Source organism: Hymenobacter piscis, from assembly GCF_018760735.1.
Classification (GTDB): domain Bacteria; phylum Bacteroidota; class Bacteroidia; order Cytophagales; family Hymenobacteraceae; genus Hymenobacter; species Hymenobacter piscis.
Map to the genome: position 1 here is coordinate 59,126 of NZ_JAHHZN010000020.1, position 21,531 is coordinate 80,656.

The window sequence follows — 21,531 nt, forward strand, 5'->3', positions numbered from 1 at the left end:
TGGCAGAGCAACCGACGGCAATGGCTCCGGCGGGCGGTCAGCGTCTTATCTCGGTAAGCGTTGCCGGAGCCCTGGGCCAGGTTGTCGGAGCAACCCCCGAAGTTGAGTTCGGGCCGCCAGGGGACCGGTACTCCCGGCCGGTGGCCGTACCGCAGGTATGCGGCCGGAATGAGTTACAGCATCTCCAGCGGCGTGGGTTCCTGGGGAGGGGGAAAACCGGCGTCGAGCTCGGCCAGGTCACTGGCCGTCAGGGGCAGGTCGGCGGCCCGCCGGTTTTCCCGCACGTGTTCCACGCGGCCGGCCTTAGGAATGGCCATAACCTGGGGCTGGCGCAGCACCCAGGCCAGGGCGACCTGGGCCGGCGTGGCCCCGAGACGGGCGGCCACTTCGCGCAGCACCCGGTTGTCAAGCAGGCGGCCCTGTTCAACGGGACTGTAGGCCATAACCGGAATGCCCTCATCAGCAAGCCAGGGCAGCAGGTCGTATTCGGGGCCGCGCCGGGTGAGGTTGTAGAGAATTTGATTGGTGGCGCAGGCCATTCCGCCCGCCGCCCGCAGTTCCCGCATGTCGGCCGCGTCGAGGTTGCTGACGCCCCAGCGGCGGATTTTGCCCGCGGCCACCAGGTTTTCCATGGCCTCCACGGTCTCGCTCAGCGGCACGCGGCCGCGCCAGTGCAGCAGGTAGAGGTCGAGCCGGTCGGTGCCCAGGCGCCGGAGGCTGGCCTCGCAGGCCGGCGCCAGCCGGTCGCGGGAGGCATGCTGGGGGTAGGCTTTGCTTACCAGAAACACCTGCTCGCGCAGGCCCCGCAGGGCCTCGCCCACCAGCCGCTCCGATTCCCCGTCGGCGTACATTTCGGCCGTGTCAATCAGAGTCAGGCCCAGGGCCACGCCCTCGCGCAGGGCGGCTATTTCCTCGGCGCGGCGGGCAGCTTTTTCGGCCATGTTCCAGGTGCCCTGGCCCAGCACCGGCACCCGGGTGCCATCGGGAAAGCAGATTGAGTTCATGCTTTCTGCCAACGTAAGGGGCGGGGCGGCGGTTGCTGGCGCGGCGTATTGCCTGCCGGCCCCGGCCCCGCCGGCCCGACTTCGCCGGGCGGAGTTTAGCAGTCTGACGGGCGCTCCGGTCCTATCACTGGAGAGCATCAGGAAGTGTGGGGCAAGCAAGTTTAGCGGATGCCGACATGGCTTGTGCTGGTAGTAGCCGTGGGGCAGTTAGGTAAGCCGCCATTGATTAGGCTTCTAATGGTGACGGCAGAAGTATCGCAGGCTAGAACGCAGCTTGGCTGCCCCACAATTTTTTGATGCTATCCTTCTACGGGCTGGTGAAGGAACTCGACCCCAGCTGGAGCAGGAGGCGCAGCGCCAGGTGGCCCAGCAGCGCGTGCGCCAGGCCGGGCAGCAGCATAGCCACGGCGGTGGGATAGGTATGTAAAACGTGGCTATCAGTCCTTATCCGACAGGGCACAGGGGGCACTTAAGTTTCTTACCTTGGCCCCTCAGGCTCCTCTACCAAGCCGCGTCGCTATGCCAAACAAGGTTTTTATTCTGGCCTCACTGCTGTTCACTGGTTGTGGGCCGGATCGGGTAACGGAGTATTCTCGTCGCGGAACTGTCGTCACGCGCGTCGACAATGGAGCCACCAGTCAGTTTTTTTACGGAACGTTCGCACTGTCTTGTCCTGAAATAAGTTGACCGTTGTCCGATCCTGGAAATAAGTTGTCAGTTTTTCGGTGAGAGATGATGGCGTGTCAGTAGTCCTGAAGAGAGGTTGTCACGGTTGCTAAATGCGGCTCCTTATAGTCCTCTTCGGCGGTGGCCGCTTTACGGGGCGAGTATACTTTCGGCTTCCATAGTTTTTGTAATGGCTCCGTACTGGCGTGGGCCGCAGCCGGTGTTAAATACCCGCAACTCATATGAGGCCGCAGGTGGTTGTAGCCCACGGATACTCGCTTCGACTGCCCGTTGCGCTTCCTCAAACGTATGGAAGACCTGGTTCAAGCGGAAGTCAATTTTGAGGATACCGTTGACGCGCTCGGCAATGGCATTCTCGTACGGATCGCCGTTTTCCGTCATGCTAATGGCAATGCCAGCCTGTCGCAGCTTTCGTACATATTGGAAACTACAGTACTGGCTTCCCCGGTCCGAGTGGTGGATAAGCTCCTGGCTATTTTCACGCTGGCTTAAGGCCATGTCCAATGCCTTGACCGCCCCTTCAGCCGTCAGTAGAGGGTGCAGACAATAGCCCATGATCATCTTGGAATAAGCATCCGTGATCAAGGATAAATAGCCAAAGCCTAGCCCAACACACAAGTAGGTGATATCGCTTACCCACACCTGATGGGGAGCCGTAATGAGCTTGTCGCGCAACAAGTTAGGGTATTTTCGCAGGCTGTGCAGCGAATTTTTCGTTTTGGGAACTGGACGCGCCCGACGCAGCAACAGGCTATGCTCGTGCAAGAGCTGATGCAGTTTGTCCCGCCCCATTTTAATGCCGCTCTCCGCCAATGGTTCTTGCAGCAACAAGTGCAGCTTGCGCGTGCCCAGGCCCGGGATTTCGCGCCGGAGTGCCAGCACCAAGTCCAGCACCAGCAGCGACTGGCTACGAGCCCGCTGCACATGCTTCTCTTTGCGGTAAAAGGCTTGCCGGCTTACACCAAACAGTCGGCACAGGGACCCGACGCTCACCTGTGCTATTTCATTGCTTCTCAGCTTTGAGACCGTTTGGTGCCAGACTTTTTTCGGATCGGGATCTGGAGTTCTTGTTCAGCTACCTCGATCATCGTATTCAGTACCAGGATGAGCAGATTGGCATCCTGGAGCAAATGCGTCAACTCCTGATTGCGCTGTTGCAACGCTTGAACGTCCTGTTTTTGAGTGCGTGTCATCGTAGGGGCAACGAACAAGCCTGTCTGGATCTTGCGTTGATACTGATTCACCCAGTTGCGTAGCGTGTAGCCGTTATGGATGTCCAGGTCCGCCATGACGTGGCGGGGATCCTCTCCACCAAGGAGAATGCGGAACGCTGCCGTTTCTTTCAATTGCTCACTGTACTGGAACCGGTGGAGCAGGTCGCGAATGTGGTCTTGCATGGGACAGTTTTTGAGATGAAAAACTGTCAACCTGTTTCCGGACAAGACATCTCGAGTCAACCTAGCAGGCGCTTTACACAACTGTCCCACACTTTTTGATGCTCTCCTACTTCTGCAACAGCTATCGGAGCCTGCTGGCTTCGGCGTGGATAGGATTACGCCCAATACGGCAGATACTTGGCCTGTCGTCGCGACTTGTTGCTGGGGTCGGCGGGCTTGATATGCCCGGCCTCAATCGTGTTTTTAATAATGATGGAGGCCGTTGGGTAGTTTGCTTCGGCGATGCCGAGCCGCTCACGCAGCGACTCGTTGGTCATCATGCTGCCCGACTCAAACTTGAGGCAGGCGTGTTGAAAACATGCCCGCACCTTATCGGCCTTGTCCATCTGCCCAAACTCGCGGGGGCTGAACAGCACCACCCGCGTCCAGTCTTCCCCAGTATCGAAGCGGGGTGGGGGCAGCTGGTTGAGCTCGCACGCCTCAATGACTTTGTCGATGCCGCTGCCCCGCACGTCGCCAATGCTAAGGCGGCGCATCATGCCGGCCAGGGCCTCGTTGCGGCTGCGCGGAGGATGATCAATAAAGCGGCGCGGGTCGATGAGTGGGGCCCCGGGATTCGTGATTTCAATGCGGTTGTCAAACACCTCCACCTTGGGGCCGCCGCTAATGCGAAAATCCTGGTGAATGAGGGCATTGGCAATCAGCTCGCTGAGTGCCGTTTCCGGGTACAAGGGCGGCGTCGTTTCGCGGAGCACCTTGCGCACTTCCTCGTTGCCTGGCAGTTGGTTGCTGATAGTGTGCACCAGGTTCTTAAATTCCAGCGCGTAGCCCCGGGGCGTGGGCGTTTCCCGCGAGTTACGCGCCCGGTTCGGCCCAGCATAGAAAATCAGCCGCACCACCTTGCTCGCCAGCCGATCAAAGTCGTTGAGGTCGTGCGCGAACAGCAGCGCCCCGAGGTTGGTGATGTCGTAGCCGCCGGCTTGCGGCCGAATCAGTTTCTCCTGCACCAGCTTATCGAGCAGCCCATCGCGGGTGGCGGGCACGGCCACCTGCAACATGCGAAAGGCCACGGAGTAGTCCAGCAACCGAAATACCTCCTCGGCGGATTGCCCCGGCAAGGCAATTTCCTGCTCGAATCGGTTGTCGAGGGCCTGCCGGCGGATGCGCTCGGCCTTGTCCGGGTTGAGGGCGGTCAGCTCCTGCCCGTCGCGCCCGTAGTCGTGGCCTTCCCAGGTCGTTGGGTTGCCCGGCAGGGCCGGGGGAATCTCGAAGAGCAACACCCGCTGGCTGCCCATCGCCACCTCGTGAATCTCGCGGAAGGTGATGCCATTACTGGTTTTCTTGGCGATTTCGCCCTTCAGGCTATCCAAATCGGGTCGGCGCGGACGAAACTGCGTGCCAACGACCTGCTTCTTGTCGTCGACGCCGAACACCAACCAAGCCGCGTCCATGCCCCGTAGGTTAGCCTCGTTGCTGAGGGCGCTGAAGTATTTGCCCAGCTTGGCAAAATCGTAGGTGTTCTTCGCCTCTTTGAATTCCACGACCTCTGTTTCGGCGGGTAGTTTTAGCAGTTGGGTCAGCAGGTCAGCGGGGTCGACAACAGGCATACGCGGCAAGGAAGAGAGCGGAAATTTCCAGCAAAGTACGGGTTTCAGGCTTCATCATTACATAAGCACTACATGAAAAAAGCCGTTTCCAGGCCGTGAGGCGACTGGGTTGCTGGCAAAGGCCCCAAATCATTACATGGGCACTACATGAATAATAGGACGCACAGACTCTGACCGTCTGGCAGAAAAAACGAAGCTGCCGGAAGCCCCGACGCATCTACCTATTGGCTCGGCCTCGTTACGGCAGCAAAGGAGAAAAAATTGGAGAGAATCAAAAAGGGTGGGCTATTCGACCTCCAGCCACTGTAAGCTCACCTACAGCCGGCTGCGAAATCTGACCGCCTCATACTTTTTGATGCTCTCCTTGATACGTGAGATGAGCAAAAGCTATAAGCCAGCTTAGCCAAGGCCTGCTTTTCTTAAAAACTACCTCACTGGCGTCTAAACGCACGTTTTATAGGATGGACAGCCAGCTCAGGATTCCTTGGCGTTGTTTTCCGTTCTTACTATTGTGCGACCTCCCATGGAGGAGAGCATCAAAAAGTGTGGGGCAGCTGGACAGTATGCAAGGCACGAAAGAGAGGAACAGTTGATGGGGCCAGCGCTTTCGTTAACTATTGCGGCTTCTCGAGTCAACCTAGCAGGCGCTTTGCACAACTGTCCCACACTTTTTGATGCTCTCCACCTTTATGTAGGCTTCCCCATAAAGTAGGCCAGTGAAAAGTAGAGGTCAGGCGGCTTGACGAAACTCAGTTGGGGTCATAAAGTGCAGCGCCTGGTGGGGGCGCAGGTGGTTGTAATCGTATTGCCACAAGCGGCAGTGCTCGCGCACTTGTTGCAAGGTAGCGAAGAGGTAGCCGTTGAGCAGTTCGCGGCGAAATGAGCCGTTGAAGCGTTCCACGTAGGCGTTTTGGGTGGGGCTGGCGGGCTGAATCCAGTGTAGCACGATGCCTTGGGGGCCACACCAGTCCTGCAACGCCTGGCTGATAAATTCCGGCCCGTTGTCGACGCGCAGCCGTTCGGGCGGGCCGTGGCGCTCCACAAGGGTTTGTAACAGGCGCACGACGCGGGCGGCCGGTAGCGAGAAGTCGACCTCGATGCCGAGTACTTCCCGATTCCAGTCCTCCACCACGTTGAGCGTGCGAAAGCGCCGCCCATCGGTCAGCGCGTCGCTCATGAAGTCCATCGACCAGCACTGGTTGGGGGCCTCGGGCACAGCCAGCGGCTGACGGACGCGCTCGGGTAAGCGGCGTTTCTTGCGCCGCTTGCTCAGTTGCAGCCGCTGAGCCTGATAGAGCCGCCACACCCGCTTGTGGTTGGCCAACAGGCCGTCTTTGCGCAAGCGGTGGTAGTATTTCCAAAAGCCCCAGCCTGCGTGGCGTTTGACCAAGGCTAGCAGCGCATCGACAAGCACCGCGTCGGCCGCCTGCCGTTCGGGCTGGTTGCCCCGGCCGGGCGGCGTGGCGTAGCTGGCGCGCGCCAGCCCCACCAGGGCGCAGGCCTGACGTCGGCTCAGCCCCTGCGCCACGGCGTGCTGGGCCACGGCCCGCCGCTCGGCCGGGGCGACTACTTTTTTCGCAGCACCTCCTTGACCACTTGGTTTTCCAGGCTCAAATCGGCCACCAACTGTTTGAGCCGGCGATTTTCTTCTTCCAGATGCTTGAGCCGTTGCAGCTCGGTCAGCTCCAGGCCGCCGTACTTGCTTTTCCACTGGTAAAACGTGGGCTCACTAATGCTGTGCTCGCGGCAGATCTGGACCACCGTTTGGCCCTGGCCTTGCTGGCGTAGGATGCCGATGATTTGGGCTTCACTAAAGCGACTCTTTTTCATGGGTAGCAGGAAAAGGATGGGAAAAGATACCCCCTTCCTCTACTTTTCACTGGCCTACTTCATGGGGAAGCGTACATTTAGGCTGCCGTTCTTGCGCAGTGCAGCACTACCGCACTTCTTGCAGGTGAGAGTGATTTGAAGCATCATTCAAGATATGAATCTCCTGCTATTTTGCCACTGCCATAACATTTTCACTAGATTCCTCTCTTTACCAAAAACTCATTATTATAATCATCTAATTGCGACCAGTAATTATTTATAAATAAAAAATACAATATTGTATATAATTTTTGTTTTTCAATGTCGTTGTGGGCGAGCCTGTTTCTATTACAAATACAGTGACTGTAACTAAAACAAATGTTACGATAGAAGGTAAGATGGGTGGATCTGTTGGAGGATTCACCACAACTGATAGAACTATTAGTCCTAGTAGTTATGGGCTTTCTGAATTTTCTAAGGAAGCTATTGCTTATAGAGGGAGTAAAGAAGGTCAAGGGCTATCCATTACCATGAGAGATGAAAATGCTTCTGCGAAGGCGGGAGCAGCTCGACTTGCTAATGTGGTAAGTTACGGTGGAACAGCATCAGGTTTAGCAGTCACTGCTGCTGGTAGTTTAAGCTTATTACGGGCTTCGACTCCTATAGGAATTGGTATAACTGCATTATCTACGTTCCTTGGTGCTTCAATTTCACGTGGTTTAGAAACCTTGCCTAAAAGTAATGAGCCTTGTAACAGCTGCACTAAACAATATACCCGTCCATGAAAATATCTTTCTACCGGTCTCGCAAAGTCGTGGTTTCTAAGGCAATACCTTTATTGGCTGTGAATGTTGGATTAACCCTTCCAGGAATGTTAGCATCTGACTATTATGTAAAAATAGTGTTAACTATTGATTTTGTTTTTCTGTCGATATTTCTATACAAGTTGTTAAAAATAAAAATATTAGATATAATAGACGGCGATATAATTATATATTCGTTGTTTAATAAAAGAAAAATTAAAGCTAACGAGGTGAGAGAAATCTTAATTACACAGAGGTTTTTCTCAAAAATTATATTATTTAGCGGAGAAACATTTTTCTTGCCTCTATTCGACCTCTCTGATATAGAGTTTGAGAAAGTTAAAATAGCCTTGTCTAATTTCTCACGCGGTGTTTAGTTCGATACGGACAAATTTCAAATGCGAAATAGATCAGGAAACAATATGTTAAAATAATTGCTGATGTGTCTTTTCCTAAAATGGGCGGTGTTATAGCGGTTTCGTAAACAGTTCGGTTGTTTCGTCTGACGTCTCGTACGGGTTTGTATGCACGCTTATTCCCTTGATTTACGCACCCGCGTGGCGGCCGCCTGCCGCGAACCGAATGCCCGCCAAATCAAGTGGCTAAACGCTTTGGTGTAATCCGCTCGTTCGTGGGCGAGCTGTTACGGCGGGAATGGGAGACCGGCTCGCTGGCGCCAAAACCAGCCAGTGGCGGTCCCGAACGTCTGCTCTCGGCCGACGATCAGGCCTGGCTCGTGGCCTACGTGGGGGAGCACGCCGACGCCACGCTGGCCGAGTTGAACACAGGCTGGCAGGCCCACTCGGGTCGTTCCGTTTGCCAGACCTGCATCTGGGACGTGCTCAACGAGCACGGGCTACGCCGTAAAAAAAAACTGGAGAGCATCAAAAAGTGTGGGGCAGTGGGGCTAGGCGGCCATCGGTAGGGGCTCAGCTGGGAGAGCATCAAAAAGTGTGAGGCAATCAGGTTAAGCGCTTACCGGCAGGGCTTCCGCCAACAGTGTTCAAGAGCTTGGTGACCGCGACTGCCCCACACTTTTTGATGCTCTCCCAACACCCCTGAATCCATTGATACCAAAAGGCGCGGCGTTTAAGCTGGCGCTGAGCTACCGAGTGCCCACGCAGTAACGTCTTGATCTAAAATAGAACATTTTATAGTGGTTTCATAACGAAAACCAGATAATTATACTATCTGGTTTTTTGTTGTTTTTTCGGTGATTGGTTTCGATAATCCTTACTTATCGAAACCTAATGATTTTCTAGCCGGCGATCCTGACGATTCATGGATATTTTACATATCTCTCGATACCGAAACCACCGGCCTGCCGGCCCGCGACCACCAGCCCCTGAGCCTGGCCCTGCTTAACCGCGCCGGCCAGGTGCTGCTGCACACGCTCCTCCGCCCCGTGCGCCGGACCCGGTGGCCCGAGGCCGAGCGGGTGCACGGCATCCGGCCCGACCAGGTGCTCCGCGCCGGGGTGCCGACCCTGGCCGAGCTGACCCCACCGCTGGCGGACCTGGTGCGGGGCCAGCACCTGGTCATCTACAACGCCGCCTGTGATACGCAGATCCTGGCGCCGGTGCTGGCCCTCGGCCCCCCGGCGCAGATCCACTGCCTGCTGGAGGAATTTACCGCCTTTTACGGGGAGTGGCATCCCGAGGGCCGGGCGCTGCGCCGGCAGCGGCTGGCGGTGGCCGCGGCCTACGTGCTGCACGAGTGGCAGGGCCCGGCCCATTCGGCGCTGGCCGACACCCACGCCGCGCGCGCCGTCTAGCGCTACCTGCACGAGCCCGCCGAGCGGGCGCGCGTCGACGCCGAGCGCCGCCGCCGGCAGCTGCCCCTGGGCACGGACCCTGCTTTCCGCGCCTGCGCATGAGCCTGCCCACCCCTTCCGCCGCCGGTGCCTGGGAAGTAGGCCCCGCCCGCAGTATGGAGGAATTCACCCGCGAGGCCCAGGACTACCTGACCCGCAGCCAGCAGGGCACCGTCAACACCCAGCGGGCCTACGCCGGCGACTGGCAGCGCTTCACGGCCTGGTGCCACACGTATGACCGCCAGCCGCTGCCGGCGGAGCCCGCCACCGTGGCCGGCTTTCTGACGGACCTGGCCCGGGAGAAAAAAGTCTCGACCATCCAGCGCCACCTGGCCGCCATCAGCAAGGCCCACCGCCTGGCCCGGCTCCCTAACCCGGCCAGCGACGAGACGGTGAAGGATCTGTTTAAGGGCATTGTCCTGGAAAAGAAGCAGCAGCTCAAACAGGCCCAGGCCTTTACCCTGACCCACTTCAAGCGCCGGGTGCAGGCCATTGAGCAGGACCGCCCTGACGGGGTGCGGGACCGGGCGCTGCTGCTGCTGGGCTTCGCCGGGGCCTTCCGCCGCGACGAGCTGAGCCAGCTGCAGATCGAGGACCTGACCTTCGACGAGGAGGGGCTGATCGTCCGGCTGCAGCAGAGTAAATCCAACCAGACCGGAGCCCCCGAGGAAAAAGCGCTGGTGTATTCAGCCGACCGGCGCACCTGCCCCGTCCGGGCCCTGCGCGACTGGCTGCAGCTGCTGGCCGAGGCCGGGCGCACCAGCGGCCCGCTGTTCGTCTCCTTCCACAAAGGGCAGCGCCTGGGCCGGCGCCGGCTCAGTGGCGTGACCATCAACAAGCTGGTGCAGCACTACCTGGGCGGGCAGTACTCCGCCCACTCGCTGCGGGCGTCGTTCGTGACCATTGCCAAGCTGGGCGGGGCCGACGACTCGAAGATCATGAATCAGACCAAGCACAAAACCGCCGACATGATCCGGCGCTACACCCGGCTCGACAACATCCGCCAGCACAATGCGGTGATTGATCTGGGCTTGTAGATGATACGGCCCACAACCGCTTAACTTGATGCCGATGGACCTACTGGATCTGATCCTGCACGAAACCGAGAGTACCCGGCTCGATTTTAAACAAACAGCCTATAACCCGGCGGCAAGCCCCGAATTTATTAAGGATGTACTGGCCATGGCCAACGCCAACGTCGAGGGGGACCGGTACTTGGTTGCGGGTCTTCGAGGTGCTGCGTTCGCAGGGGCTGCAAGCCAATCAAGCAGTGGAATTTTTCACGGACGGCGCCGCGGTGCTGCGGTCGCTGACCAGCTACCTGAGTGCGGAGTCCACCCACATCCTGGACTGGTTTCACCTGACCATGCGCCTGACGGTGCTGCAGCAGTACGCGCTGGGCTTTGCTCAGGTCGACGCGGCTGGGGGAAAAGCGCTGCAAGATGGCTTGACTAGCATCAAATGGCACCTCTGGCACGGCAACGCCGAGCGGGCCCTGGAAAAAATACTGGACTTGGACGATATCCTGACCACGCACCAAGACGACCCGCTGGTGGCCAAGAAATACAGCAAGTGCAAACCATTGGCCCGGCTACTGGCTGATTTTCACACCTACGTGGAGCAGAACAGCGGCTTCATTGTCGACTACTCGGAGCGCCATCACTACGGCGAACGGGTGTCTACGGGCTTTGTGGAGTCGGCGGTAAATCAGGTGCTGGCCAAGCGAATGGTGAAGCGACAGCAGATGCAGTGGACCAAAAGGGGGGCGCACCTGCTCGTACAGGCCCGAACCAAAGTGCTCAACGAGGAATGGGAAGACTGTTTTCGGCAGCAGTATCCCGGCTTCCGGTCAGTGCCAGCAGGACCGATGCAGATGGCCGCCTAACCCTATTGCCCCACACTTTTTGATGCTCTCCAAGTGTGCGCCGGCCTCTGGAATTTTCACCTAACCCCTTGATCCATCAATCGCAACACGTCTAATAGCTGTCCAAATCGCAAATGAAGTATTATTTCTTTGACAGCTACTTTGGGGCTGGAGAAGAACTTGCTTTCTTGTGCTTGCCTTTCTTCGCTCGCGTTGCCTACCTGTACTGGTTCGCGGCCAAGCCGAAGGACTTATGCCCTTGGAACCATGAAATACGCCTCCTCTGGTGACGAAGAAGAAGCGCTGCCCAATCTGTTGGGACTCTCGTCGTTGGCAGAAGTGCAGCAGGCGGAAACCGAAGGCTTCCTATTGGCCGAGCAGAGCTTGTTGAACGAGCTGCGCGAGGACGAGGTCTTTGACGAGGCCTACATTCAGGAAATCCACCGGCGCGCCCTCGGTCGGGTCTACGGCTTCGCGGGGCATTACCGCACCGTCAACCTCTCCAAAGGTGGCTTCGCTTTTCCGGCGGCGCGGCACCTGCCTAAAAACATGGCGGATTTTGAAAGGGAAATGCTGCGGCCCTTGCCCCACAGTTGGCCCGATGCCACGTCCCTGGTGCGCGACGTGGCCCGCGTCCACGCCGAGTTGTTGTTCCTTCACCCGTTTCGGGAAGGCAACGGCCGCACCGCGCGCGTGCTGGCCAACCTCATGGCCTACAAAAACGGCTCGACCAGCTTCCAATGGGAAGCATTGGCCGAGCCAGGACGTTTTAAGTTGTATGTGCAGGCCGTGCAAGCCGCTGGGCTGCTCCAGTACGAGCCCATGCAGGCCGTTATCGCAAGCGTGTTGCCCCCGTCTCCGTAACCGAAGTGCCCACTGTTTTACGCAGCCGCCCTTCATCGGCGCGAATGCCTTCCACACGGGCCGAGCCCACGGCATTGCGCACCAACATTTGCTGACGCTCTGCTCCCTCCCGCAGGTGCGGGTAGCGGTCTACGATTCGTTTGCCAGTCGCTTTCATAATTATTACGGTTTCTGCCTTGCTAGTACAAAGTACGGATAATTATCATTCCAGGCCACATAAACTACAGGACCTGTTCACTGAAACAAGGGCAACGGTGAGCCTACTACCCTTCGCCTTGCTTAGAAGTGTTCACAAATATTGCCACCAATCGGGCTTCCAGGTTTTGTTCCACCAACCAGCCGTTGTCCCACGCAGTTGTTTCGAAACACCACCCGTCACTGCCGGCGAGCATGAGCGTGTCGTCCCATTCTTCCACGACCGGTCCCATGCGGCGTTGCACTTCAACTAAGGGCATGCCCAGGCACACGCCCGAGGGCAAGGTGCCGGTATAGCCAGCAAACACGCCGACTTGGTCCACTAGTCCGTCGCGGGCCCACACTGACACGGCGCCAAACCGGTATACGGTGAGCGTAGGCAACGTTTCAACCACGGGGGAGGGAGCTTGGAGTAGCACTTCCGCCACGGGCTGCCCTAGAGTGTGTGGACAGTCATGTTTAACTTTGCGGGATGCGACGCCACGAACTTACGGAGCGTGAATGGCAACTGATTCAGCCACACACGCTTGGGCAGGCCGGTACGGCCGGCGGCACCGGCCGCGACAACCGCCATTTTGTCAACGCCGTGGTCTACCGGGTGCGCACAGGCTGTGCCTGGCGCGACCTGCCCGAACGGTTTGGCCCCTGGAACACGGTCGCCCGACGCTTTCGCCGCTGGGCGCTGGCGGGGGTCTGGGAGAGCCTGTTCCAGGCGGTGCAGGAGCCGGATTATGCCTGGGTGCTGGTCGACTCGACCACGGTCAAAGCCCACAAAGCCGCCGCCGGCCAAAAAAAAGCACGGCCGCGGCCGAAAGCCTAGGCCGCAGCCGGGGCGGCTTCTCGACGAAGGTGCATGCCGTGGTGGACGCACTGGGCAACTGTCTGCTGCTCAAGCTCACCCCAGGCGAACAAGCCGATTGTAGCGTGCTACCGGAACTGCTGGCTGCCTTGCCCGAAAAGCCCGGTGCTGTGGTGGCCGACAAGGCCTACGACACGAACGCCGTGCTAGCGGCGGTGGCCGGGCAACACGCGCACGCCGTGATTCCGCCCAAGGCCAACCGCCTAGACCAGCGGGCCTATGATGAGAACCTGTATGCGGACCGCAACAAAGTCGAACGCTTCTTTGGCCGGCTCAAGGAGGCGCGGGGCTTTGCCACCCGCTACGAGAAAACTGCCACCTGCTTCTTAGCCAGTGCTCACCTGCTCGCCGCCCTCGATTGGCTCCGATGACTGTCCACACACTCTAGTCCCGCCGATTATATAATGTTGCGGCCGGTTTGCGTGATGGTGACGTCCTTACCCGCTATCGTAAGGCAGTGCAGCGCCTCCAATTTGGCGAGCGTGCCGCGGATCTCCTGCTCTGTCAGGCTACCATCGTAGTGCTGGATTATCTGCTCCACGGTCTTAGGGCTTGGTGTGGGATATTTCAGGAACCGCAGCATGGAGTCGTCCCGGTAAGTGAACCCCCGCTTAAAGAAGAACTTATAACTGGCATCGTCTGCTAGTGCTCGCTGAACCCATTCCCAACTGTGAAACAGCTTCCATATGTCGTAATGTTGGTTATGCCGCTGTCGGTCGAGCTCATACGGGACCCCCGCATAGATGATGGTCGCGAAACGGGGCTTGCGGCGGGTATTCTCGGGCGGTTCGTAAGCGGCCAGTTTCTCTTCCAACGATTCGGTCAAACGGGCCTGGATTTCCACCAGTGCCTCCGGTTCCAGCGTCACGATGGGGACGGTGTCCTGGCTCAAGCCTGGCAGCAAGGCGGAATCGATGTAGGGAGCAACGTCGAAGTTGTCGAAATCGCTGACGTAACCGACCGAGCGGTACACGTTATCCTTGTAGACGTATAGGTACACTCCATCGTGCTGGGGCTCATCCTGTTGAATGCGGGCTTTTTGCTCCCGGCGTAGCTGGCAGGTGTGGCAAATATCCTTCGGCACGTATGGGCTGTCAGAGGGTAGGATGAGCTTACCGCAATCGGCACAGGTAATGGCGTGCTCCCGCTCAGTCCAGCGGGGGCAATCAAGGTCGGGTTCCTCGGAGGGCAAGTATAGGGTTAGGCCATACGTACCATGGGTCTGCTCCACAAAGGTTTTGACGAATTCGGCTTCGGGCCAGGGCGGTACTTGGCCACTGAAGAGTCGCAAATCGTTGCCCAGCGTCACCGTACCTAGGGGGTGGCGTTCGGTTCGTTGCAGGGGCCAGATGCCCCTCTTCACATACACGCTCAGACACAAATACCAGCCCTGCGTGTCGCCGTCCCAGAGCGCTTCTAGTACGGTAGGTTTGCCGCTCACCTGCTGCAGGGCATAGTCTAGGGAGTCGAACGAGGTAATATCGGGCATGGAGGGAACAGGCGTAGTACGCGTACAGAAAGAAAAAGAATAGGAAGGCGTATGTCGCTCTCAGATGTGTTCAGCCAAACGGCCCGAAGGTAAACGAGCGCCATTAAATCATAGGAGCGTTTGAATTGTACCTTCCGTAATACTGCTTGCTCTTCTTACTAAACTTAGCTTCCTGCTTGTGCGAACGTACCAAAAGCTGCTTTGCCTGGCGGCCCTGCTGCTCAGACCTTTGGTCGGAACAGGTCAAAGCGCTCCGCCGCGTTATTCAGTTCACTTCCACGCCCATTCCGGTGTCACTGGCTCGGATTTCCGGGTCGAGCTAACGCGCGAGGCCGAGGCCCTTGTGCTCCGCTTCGGGCGGTTGGACAGCCTCCAACGCACGGCCCTACGCCGGGACCCGCGCCTAGCAGCGGTTGAATCTGCGCTCCAAGCCCCGAGGCTGCCGGCTGCGGAAAAAACCGCCGCGCTGCAGCGCGTGGCGGCCTTGCAAAACCAGTACACGGTCTACCGCTGGGACAGCCTGCGCGTGCCAACCGCTGGGCACCGGGCCTTGGTGCTAGCCCTCGATTCCGTGTACCGGAGCCCGGCCGCGCACCTCGAACGGGCCGATGCAAACCGCGGCCGCATCGTGCTCGATGGCACTTCGGTCGACGTGGTGGTGAAGGCCAGGCAGCAACCAGAGAAAAACGTGTACGCGCTGTCCCCTTCGCCGACCTCGCATCCCCAACTCTACCGCTTGCTGCATGTGGCACTCGACCTCTACCGCCAGCAGCAACCGGCCGCCCTGCTCGACCAGCGATACACATATGGGTACTGAGACTGGTGCGAATCCATGAAAGCAGGGAGGGTCCAGGCAGGATAGTTTAAGTTCACCTAAACGGTCCGATGGTAAACGGCCGGGACTTCCATTTCTCTAGTTACTCGCTCAGTATGCGATGAAGCTCCAAGTTCTGGTAATAGTGATGACCGGAGATGACTTTTTTGGCTAAGATGCCCATGTCCACTAACTGATTGAGGTACTTGCGGGCCGTGTTTTCCACGTACAGGCGCTCATCGGTCAGATGCTTAACCTTAGTAAAGGGCTGCGTAAAGAGGCTATTGACCAGTTGCTCTGGGCGCTCCATTTGGGTATCAGTTACCACGGCCTGCAAAATGGCGTCCTTAGCCGCCACCAGGTCGTTGATTTTATCATACGTCAGGGTGGCCGTGGTTTCAACGGCCCGCAGCATGTAGAGCAGCCAGGATGTCCAATCACCCCGCTGCGACACCCCCGACAGGAAGGCGTAGTAGTCGGCCTTGTGGTCCATGATGTAGCGGCTCAAAAACAGGATCGGGTAATCCAGCAGCCCTTTGTGGGTCAGGTAGTGGATGTTGAATACCCGGCCCGTGCGGCCGTTGCCGTCGCGAAACGGGTGAATGGCCTCGAATTGAAAATGGCCAATGGCCATCTTCAGCACCGGGTCGAGGGGGAAGCGCTCGTCGTCGTTGAGGAACGCGAGCAGGTTGGCCAGCTTGGCTTCCAGCACGCCCTTGCCCCGCGGAGGCGTGTAGGCCGCCTTCCCCGCGTTGGGGCCGGAGCCACCCTGCTTGATGTAGATCTGCGCGCTGGGCGGGCGGATGCCGTCCGTGGCCTGCATGATTTGCCGGTATACTTGGGGGAAATACTCGGCCTCAATGGCCGGACGGTCCCGCAGGTAGTCATGCCCGTGCCACAGGGCTTCGCGGTAACGCAGCACTTCCTTGGGCGCGCCGTCACTTGTCGCCGTGGCCTGCTCGCTGTAGGCTTTGTAGAGCTCGTCGTCGGTGGTGAAGATGTTTTCGATGGCGCTGGAGGCCTTGGCTTCCTGCAGGCTGATGCTGTTGATGAGCAAGCCTTGATTGGGAATCACCGCGCTCCGGCCCTGTAGCCGCCCCAGCGCGGCCCGGGCCTTGACTAACTGGCTCAGGATTTCAACCGTTTCGACCAGCGCTGCCGCCACGGGCAATTCCGGCAGCGCGTTCCACGGCTGGTTGCGGTCCGGATTGATGGTATAGCTCATTTACGCGGTTTCACGGGTTAAGCGGCCTGTCACAAGCACAAAGCTACGACTTTTCATACAGACATCACCGGGTGTAATTATTTAATGTTTACTCTGATTTGGGCCTCATCAAGGACCGATTCCAGCAAACCAGACGTTAAAACGATATAGATTTTGATGCTTACAGCTACTTCGACTTCGTCTAGTTCAAAAATAGGAGCGTAATTATACCCATTCTATCAGCCGACAAGGAATGAGCACTTGGAAACAGGATGTAGTGGAAATACTGGGGGCCTTCAAGGAGGAATCGGCCTTTGGCGGAGAAGTCCTCCTTTCGGTAAACTGCTAAACTAAACGCCCTGCAAGTTGCACCAAAGCTTGGAACGGCCATTTGGTGCCTATGCCGAGTTTACGAAACTCGTCTACCAATCAAAGTTTACGAAATGCCGTTAGCAGATGAGTTTCGTAAACTCCCCTGTATGAAGATTGGCTACGCCCGCGTCTCCACCCGCGACCAGAATTTAGAATTGCAGCTCGACGCCCTGACCCAGGCCGGCTGCGAGCTTATCTACCAGGAAAAGGCCTCCGGTGCCCTGGCCGCCCGGGTCGAACTCGATAAGCTCTTGCTGCAGGTGCGCCCGGGCGACACGGTCTACATCTACAAGCTCGACCGGCTGGGTCGCTCGCTCAAGCACCTGACCGACGCCATTAACACGTCGTCAGCCCAAGGTCGGCTCGTACTCAACCTGTTTGCCTCGCTGGCCGAGTTTGAGCGCGAGCTGATTCGCGAGCGCACCCTGGCCGGGCTGGCCGCGGCCCGTGTCCGGGGCCGCGTCGGCGGGCGCAAGCCGGGACTTTCGGTAGAAGCCCAGCGCACGGCCCGCGCGGCCGAACTGCTCTACAAGGCCCGGGAGTTGAGCGTGGACGACATGGCCCGCAGCCTGCGTATCTGCAAGGCCACCTTCTACAAGTACCTGCACCACCGCGGCGTAGCGTTGCATGCCCAACCTTTGCCCAGTCCCGTGACCACCACCGTCCCGTGAACAAAGCGCAAGGGCAGGGACATGCGGAGAATAAGGGGTATATTCACCGCATATTATGCGGAGAATAGCGTCTTACATCCATCAACGTCCGGGCTGGCCGGCCTTTACCTGGGACCCGGCGGTCCTGGAGGCGCTGCTGGGCACCGTACGTTACCAGCAGGGGCGGTTGCTGGGCCGGCTCGAGTCCTTGGGTGTGGACCTGCGGGCCGAAGCCACGCTGCGTACGCTCACGCTCGACGTGCTCAAGTCCAGCGAAATCGAGGGCGAACTGCTGCCCCCGGCCTCGGTGCGTTCCTCCATCGCCTGGCGCCTGGGGCTAGAACAGGCCGCGCTGCCCCCCGCCGACCGGCGGGTGGAGGGCGTGGTGGCCATGCTGCTCGACGCCACCCAGCAGGCCGCCGCGCCGCTGACCGCGAACCGCCTGTTCGGCTGGCACGCGGCGTTGTTTCCCACGGGCTACAGCGGGCTGTACCCGCTGCAGGTGGGCGCGTGGCGCACCGGGCCCACGCAGGTCGTGTCCGGGCCGCTGGGCCGCGAGCGCGTGCATTACGAGGCGCCCGCGGCCGCGGAGCTCGACGCGCAGATGCGGCAGTTCCTGGCCTGGTTCAACGCCGACCAAGGCCTGGACCCCGTGCTCAAAGCGGGGCTGGCCCATTTCTGGGTTGTGACGATTCACCCTTTCGACGACGGCAACGGCCGCATCGCCCGCGCCATTGCCGATTTGCAGCTGGCCCGCGCCGACGGCACGGGCCAGCGCTGCTACAGCCTGTCGGCGCAAATTCAGGCCGAGCGCCAAGCGTATTACGACCTGCTCGAAACCAGCCAGCGCGGGTCCTTGGACGTGACACCCTGGCTGGACTGGTTCTTAGGCTGCCTGGGCCGGGCCCTACAAGCCGCCGAGCAAACGCTGGGGCAAGTGCTGGCCAAGGCCCGCTTCTGGGAGCAGCACCGGGACGCGGCGTTCACGGTCCGGCAGCGGCAGCTGCTCACGCGGCTGCTCGACGGCTTCGAGGGCAAGTTCACCACGGCCAAATGGGCGCGTATGGCCCATTGCTCACAGGATACGGCCGGCCGCGACATCGCCGACCTGGTGGCCAAGGGCGTGCTGGTGCACGAAGGCGCCGGTGGGCGCAGCACCAGCTATCGCTTGGCACCCGAACCAGAAGCGTCGTAAACGCCGGGCCATTTCGTAAGTGTTTTTCACCACCAACGATAGGCTGTAAGCCTTTTTCATTCCTGATAACTATTTTTCACGGGCACGCAGAGCCCGAGCCGAGTAAGTGGGTAAAGGGTTGCGTTCAGCAGAAGGAGCATTTTATAGAACGGAGGGCTACTTTGCATTATCGGAACGGGCTCGCCCTGTCCTTGAGCACTGGCCCGTAGTTGGCCACCGAGTCTGCTATCCTTCTGTATCCGCTCCTCTACTTGTCGCCGTTGATGTGCCACCTGAATGCCTTCTTAACCCTTTTAGCGGTAGTCCTCACCCTTATAACCGCCCGTGCACAGCCCACCAAGACCCTTACCGGGCGGGTACTAGACGAGGGATTGGAAGCAGTTCCGAAGGCGTTCATTTACGTGCGGGATACGACCGTCATCGGGACGGCGGACATGGAGGGGTATTTTAAGATTGATGTTCCTGTTAACACCCACACGCTCCTATTCAGCACGATCGGCATGGAATGGAGCACCGTCCAATTAAGCGGAGAATGTTCAACCCTTGAAGTGATTCTCCTCTATGGCTTCACTTATGATTTTATGTCGGTGAGGCGTGTGAATAGAAAAATCTTCAAGCGGTTTAAGCACTTGCCCCGAATACATCAGCAGGCGTATGAGAAAGGCCTTTTCAAATCCCATGCTCCTTGTGCTCTGCCAATTTTCACCAAGTGGGTCCCACGTTCACTTTAACGGTCCGAAGGTAAACGAGAGTATCGTCATTACTTCAGGTGTCGCACCTCCTGCAATAAGTCTAAGGCCGGTTGCAGTACGGCGCTGTCGGCGGGTTGTAAGAAGCGCATGCCCGTGCCCTCCTGCTCCATCCTCTGAGCCAGAGGCGCTAAGGTCGGGCCCGGAGACATTGGCCCCTGCAGGTTGACCAGTTCGCCGACTAGTGCATGAAACACTTAATTCTCGGATGGTTATGCCGGTAAAAACGGCGTTTACAAGTCTATGATGCAGATTTTGCCTGTGTGACTTTATAAAAACTAAGTGTTTCAAGCACTAGGCTAAATCCCGTGGTGGGGCCCTGCTTGACCCAGAGCATCTCGTAGTGGATGTTGGACGTAAAATCCGGGCACAGGGTGGTGAAGTGCCCGACCGGCGCGGCTAAGCGTTGGGCCAGCGACCGGCTGGCAAACGTGCTGCTATCCACCTTTCCCGACCGCCGGTAAGCGTAGGCTGTGAACCGGTCCGCTCCTCACTGCACCACACGCAGGCAGCGGGCGTTATTGGGGTGCCCGCCGGTCGTGCTCAGGTAGAGCAACATATAGGGAGCACCCACGTGCCGGGCAAAGTCCTGCACCGCGGCATAGGCCGCGGTGGTATCGGCCGCAGCGTAGGTGATCGGCCCCTGTACCTGCAACACGCGGCACGTGGACGAGGCTGAGGCGGATATGCGCGGGGCGGTACATGCCCCGAGGGCGGCAAGTAAAGACAAGTAGGCGCGCATGAGGCGTAAGATACCCGGCTAGCTCTGCTTTATCTACATGACTCCCTGTTCAGCCAAACGGTCCGAAGGTAAACGGGCGCCGTTTGCTGAAAAGAGCGGTATATTTATTCTGCAATGGTCACGCTAACTGAAACGCTCTTCGCTCAAGTCAATGCCGTACTGGCGGAGTGGAATCCGATTGGAGTACCCGACGGCATTGCCGAGAGCGAGTACAAGGATTATATCACCGTCTTGGTCGAGGCCTGGAACCAGTCTGGGGACGTGGAGCCCGCAATGGTGTGGGTCTACTCCGAGCGGATGGGCTACGACGTAAACCCCGCCTTTTCCCGAGCCACCCGGCAACTCGCCACCCAAATCAACCAATTGCTGCAAGCAAATCACGTTGCGTAACCTCGCTGAGTTTGTTCAGCGAAACGGTTCGAAGGTAAACGCGCTTTGTTAAGAATTACGAGCGTAATTATGCTCTTTCACTAATATCCTTCCGATGAGCTACGCCTTGCCGGTGTTGTTCCTTTGCTTTTGAAGATGATGACCTTTGCCGACGTGGTGAGCAACAGCGGTGATTCCGTGCTGGAGTCCTATACCTACGCCGAGGGCCGCCTGCAACTGGTGCTCGTCCTGGGCGAAAACGACCAGAAAGTCGCCTTGTCCCTGCCCACGGACTGCCTCGCCTTTGCCGGCTCCGTCCTAGCCAGTAGTGAGCGTGCCTACCGTACCTGCTTTCTTGCCCTTGAAGACTTATCGCAGGTACTTGCCGTGGAAAACGGGGTTTATGTGCCCGCTTCTGACTTTGGCAAGCTCATGCAGCAGACCCGGGCCAACTATCACCTGGTGTATGGTAAGAAGGCAGCCGAATGGACGCATCTCTTTCCTTGGTCGGGTATTGCCGTTTGGCATCTTGCTTAGTGGCTGATGTAGGGGCAATTTCTGTCACGGAAATAGCAGCTCAAGCACCCCTCTAGTTCACGCCGCCAAGTTCAGCGAAACGGTCTGAAGGTAAACGTGCTTTGTTCAGTTCAAGGAGCGTACTTGAGGGTTCCAAACACCGCTTGTAAGAACCCAAGCCCATTTGGTTAATTTAAGCTACTGCCCCCTGTTTTGAGCAAACCCACCGCCAATCGAAAGTTTCGCTTGCTCTCCATGCTTGGCGAACATGTCTCGCTCGTGATGCTCAGCGTGCTTCCCATGATTCTTTCTCTGCCCTCTGGAGGGAACGGGGGATTCTACTTCGTGCTCGTATGCTACTTAAACAAGGACTTTCTCAACGGTCGTAGCCCGCTCAAGCGGCTAGTGCTCTGCCCGCATAGTTATTAGACCAGTTTGGTGTCGAGTTCGTATAGGGTCGGATGAACACTTCTTCTTCGATTGAACTGTCGGCTGCCGAGCAAGCGCAGTTGCAGCGGCTGGTTCGCAA

General features: G+C 58.3%; 22 protein-coding genes and 1 pseudogene. 14 read left to right on the forward strand and 9 right to left on the reverse strand.

Annotated elements, in window-relative coordinates:
• Nucleotides 1-173: 173 nt before the first annotated feature.
• The 5 genes from KLP40_RS17270 to KLP40_RS17290 form a co-directional block, all read right to left on the reverse strand.
• Nucleotides 174-1,004 carry an aldo/keto reductase gene (locus tag KLP40_RS17270; RefSeq protein WP_215595073.1) on the reverse strand — a complete coding sequence of 277 codons (831 nt, stop codon included), beginning with the start codon at nt 1,002-1,004 and terminating at the stop codon, nt 174-176.
• 816 nt (nt 1,005-1,820) lie between these two features.
• A complete protein-coding gene (locus tag KLP40_RS17275) occupies nt 1,821-2,684 on the reverse strand; it encodes an IS3 family transposase (RefSeq protein WP_215595074.1) in 864 nt (287 codons plus the stop codon).
• A 20-nt stretch (nt 2,685-2,704) separates the two neighbouring features.
• A complete protein-coding gene (locus KLP40_RS17280; protein WP_215595075.1) occupies nt 2,705-3,088 on the reverse strand; it encodes a transposase in 384 nt (127 codons plus the stop codon).
• 155 nt (nt 3,089-3,243) lie between these two features.
• Entirely contained in the window at nt 3,244-4,695 is a 1,452-nt protein-coding gene (locus tag KLP40_RS17285; protein WP_215595076.1) for an ATP-binding protein, read from the reverse strand.
• A gap of 730 nt (nt 4,696-5,425) precedes the next feature.
• A protein-coding gene (locus tag KLP40_RS17290; RefSeq protein WP_215595077.1) for an IS3 family transposase occupies nt 5,426-6,525 on the reverse strand; the annotation gives its coding sequence in 2 pieces (ribosomal slippage) (nt 5,426-6,273 and nt 6,273-6,525; 1,101 coding nt in all).
• Between the two features lie 308 nt (nt 6,526-6,833).
• Here KLP40_RS17290 and KLP40_RS17295 point away from each other — a divergent pair.
• The 7 genes from KLP40_RS17295 (at nt 6,834) to KLP40_RS17325 (ending at nt 11,848) form a co-directional block, all read left to right on the forward strand.
• Nucleotides 6,834-7,289: a hypothetical protein gene (locus tag KLP40_RS17295; RefSeq protein WP_215595078.1), complete on the forward strand. Its 456-nt coding sequence runs from the start codon at nt 6,834-6,836 to the stop codon at nt 7,287-7,289.
• Nucleotides 7,286-7,684 carry a hypothetical protein gene (locus KLP40_RS17300; RefSeq protein WP_215595079.1) on the forward strand — a complete coding sequence of 133 codons (399 nt, stop codon included), beginning with the start codon at nt 7,286-7,288 and terminating at the stop codon, nt 7,682-7,684. Before KLP40_RS17295 ends, KLP40_RS17300 begins: the two co-directional genes overlap by 4 nt.
• A gap of 254 nt (nt 7,685-7,938) precedes the next feature.
• Nucleotides 7,939-8,232, forward strand: coding sequence for a COG3415 family protein (locus KLP40_RS17305; RefSeq protein WP_246558972.1), 294 nt, complete (start codon nt 7,939-7,941; stop codon nt 8,230-8,232).
• Nucleotides 8,233-8,520: 288 nt separating this feature from the next.
• Nucleotides 8,521-9,081 (forward strand): 3'-5' exonuclease, encoded by a 561-nt coding sequence (locus KLP40_RS17310; protein ID WP_215595080.1) that lies wholly within the window; start codon nt 8,521-8,523, stop codon nt 9,079-9,081.
• 98 nt (nt 9,082-9,179) lie between these two features.
• Nucleotides 9,180-10,157 carry a site-specific integrase gene (locus KLP40_RS17315; RefSeq protein ID WP_215595081.1) on the forward strand — a complete coding sequence of 326 codons (978 nt, stop codon included), beginning with the start codon at nt 9,180-9,182 and terminating at the stop codon, nt 10,155-10,157.
• Between the two features lie 233 nt (nt 10,158-10,390).
• The gene (locus tag KLP40_RS17320) at nt 10,391-11,005 is read left to right on the forward strand and encodes a hypothetical protein (RefSeq protein ID WP_215595082.1); all 615 of its coding nucleotides are present in this window, start codon (nt 10,391-10,393) and stop codon (nt 11,003-11,005) included.
• Nucleotides 11,006-11,251: 246 nt separating this feature from the next.
• Complete coding sequence (locus KLP40_RS17325; RefSeq protein WP_215595083.1) at nt 11,252-11,848, forward strand: Fic/DOC family protein; 597 nt, start codon at nt 11,252-11,254, stop codon at nt 11,846-11,848.
• A 263-nt stretch (nt 11,849-12,111) separates the two neighbouring features.
• On the opposite strand, the gene KLP40_RS17330 is transcribed toward KLP40_RS17325, so the two are convergent.
• Nucleotides 12,112-12,438: a hypothetical protein gene (locus tag KLP40_RS17330; protein ID WP_215595084.1), complete on the reverse strand. Its 327-nt coding sequence runs from the start codon at nt 12,436-12,438 to the stop codon at nt 12,112-12,114.
• A gap of 104 nt (nt 12,439-12,542) precedes the next feature.
• On the opposite strand from KLP40_RS17330, the pseudogene KLP40_RS17335 reads away from it, so the two are divergent.
• Nucleotides 12,543-13,273, forward strand: a pseudogene (locus KLP40_RS17335) (IS5 family transposase); the annotation flags it as partial.
• A gap of 26 nt (nt 13,274-13,299) precedes the next feature.
• Here KLP40_RS17335 and KLP40_RS17340 read toward each other — a convergent pair.
• Nucleotides 13,300-14,391: a hypothetical protein gene (locus tag KLP40_RS17340; protein WP_215595086.1), complete on the reverse strand. Its 1,092-nt coding sequence runs from the start codon at nt 14,389-14,391 to the stop codon at nt 13,300-13,302.
• A gap of 526 nt (nt 14,392-14,917) precedes the next feature.
• On the opposite strand from KLP40_RS17340, the gene KLP40_RS17345 reads away from it, so the two are divergent.
• A complete protein-coding gene (locus KLP40_RS17345; protein ID WP_215595087.1) occupies nt 14,918-15,208 on the forward strand; it encodes a hypothetical protein in 291 nt (96 codons plus the stop codon).
• A gap of 100 nt (nt 15,209-15,308) precedes the next feature.
• On the opposite strand, the gene KLP40_RS17350 is transcribed toward KLP40_RS17345, so the two are convergent.
• Nucleotides 15,309-16,430 (reverse strand): Fic family protein, encoded by a 1,122-nt coding sequence (locus KLP40_RS17350; protein WP_215595088.1) that lies wholly within the window; start codon nt 16,428-16,430, stop codon nt 15,309-15,311.
• 458 nt (nt 16,431-16,888) lie between these two features.
• Between KLP40_RS17350 and KLP40_RS17355 the strand changes: the two genes are divergently transcribed.
• The 3 genes from KLP40_RS17355 (at nt 16,889) to KLP40_RS17365 (ending at nt 19,357) form a co-directional block, all read left to right on the forward strand.
• Nucleotides 16,889-17,452, forward strand: a complete 564-nt coding sequence (locus KLP40_RS17355) for a recombinase family protein (RefSeq protein WP_215595089.1) — start codon at nt 16,889-16,891, stop codon at nt 17,450-17,452.
• Nucleotides 17,453-17,507: 55 nt separating this feature from the next.
• On the forward strand, nt 17,508-18,626 hold the full coding sequence (locus KLP40_RS17360; protein WP_215595090.1) for a Fic family protein: 1,119 nt from the start codon (nt 17,508-17,510) through the stop codon (nt 18,624-18,626).
• Nucleotides 18,627-18,889: 263 nt separating this feature from the next.
• Nucleotides 18,890-19,357, forward strand: coding sequence for a carboxypeptidase-like regulatory domain-containing protein (locus KLP40_RS17365; protein WP_215595091.1), 468 nt, complete (start codon nt 18,890-18,892; stop codon nt 19,355-19,357).
• A 508-nt stretch (nt 19,358-19,865) separates the two neighbouring features.
• On the opposite strand, the gene KLP40_RS17370 is transcribed toward KLP40_RS17365, so the two are convergent.
• On the reverse strand, nt 19,866-20,033 hold the full coding sequence (locus tag KLP40_RS17370) for a hypothetical protein (RefSeq protein WP_215595092.1): 168 nt from the start codon (nt 20,031-20,033) through the stop codon (nt 19,866-19,868).
• Between the two features lie 198 nt (nt 20,034-20,231).
• Between KLP40_RS17370 and KLP40_RS17375 the strand changes: the two genes are divergently transcribed.
• On the forward strand, nt 20,232-20,507 hold the full coding sequence (locus KLP40_RS17375) for a hypothetical protein (protein WP_215595093.1): 276 nt from the start codon (nt 20,232-20,234) through the stop codon (nt 20,505-20,507).
• Between the two features lie 135 nt (nt 20,508-20,642).
• Nucleotides 20,643-21,023: a hypothetical protein gene (locus tag KLP40_RS17380; RefSeq protein ID WP_215595094.1), complete on the forward strand. Its 381-nt coding sequence runs from the start codon at nt 20,643-20,645 to the stop codon at nt 21,021-21,023.
• Nucleotides 21,024-21,531: the final 508 nt, after the last annotated feature.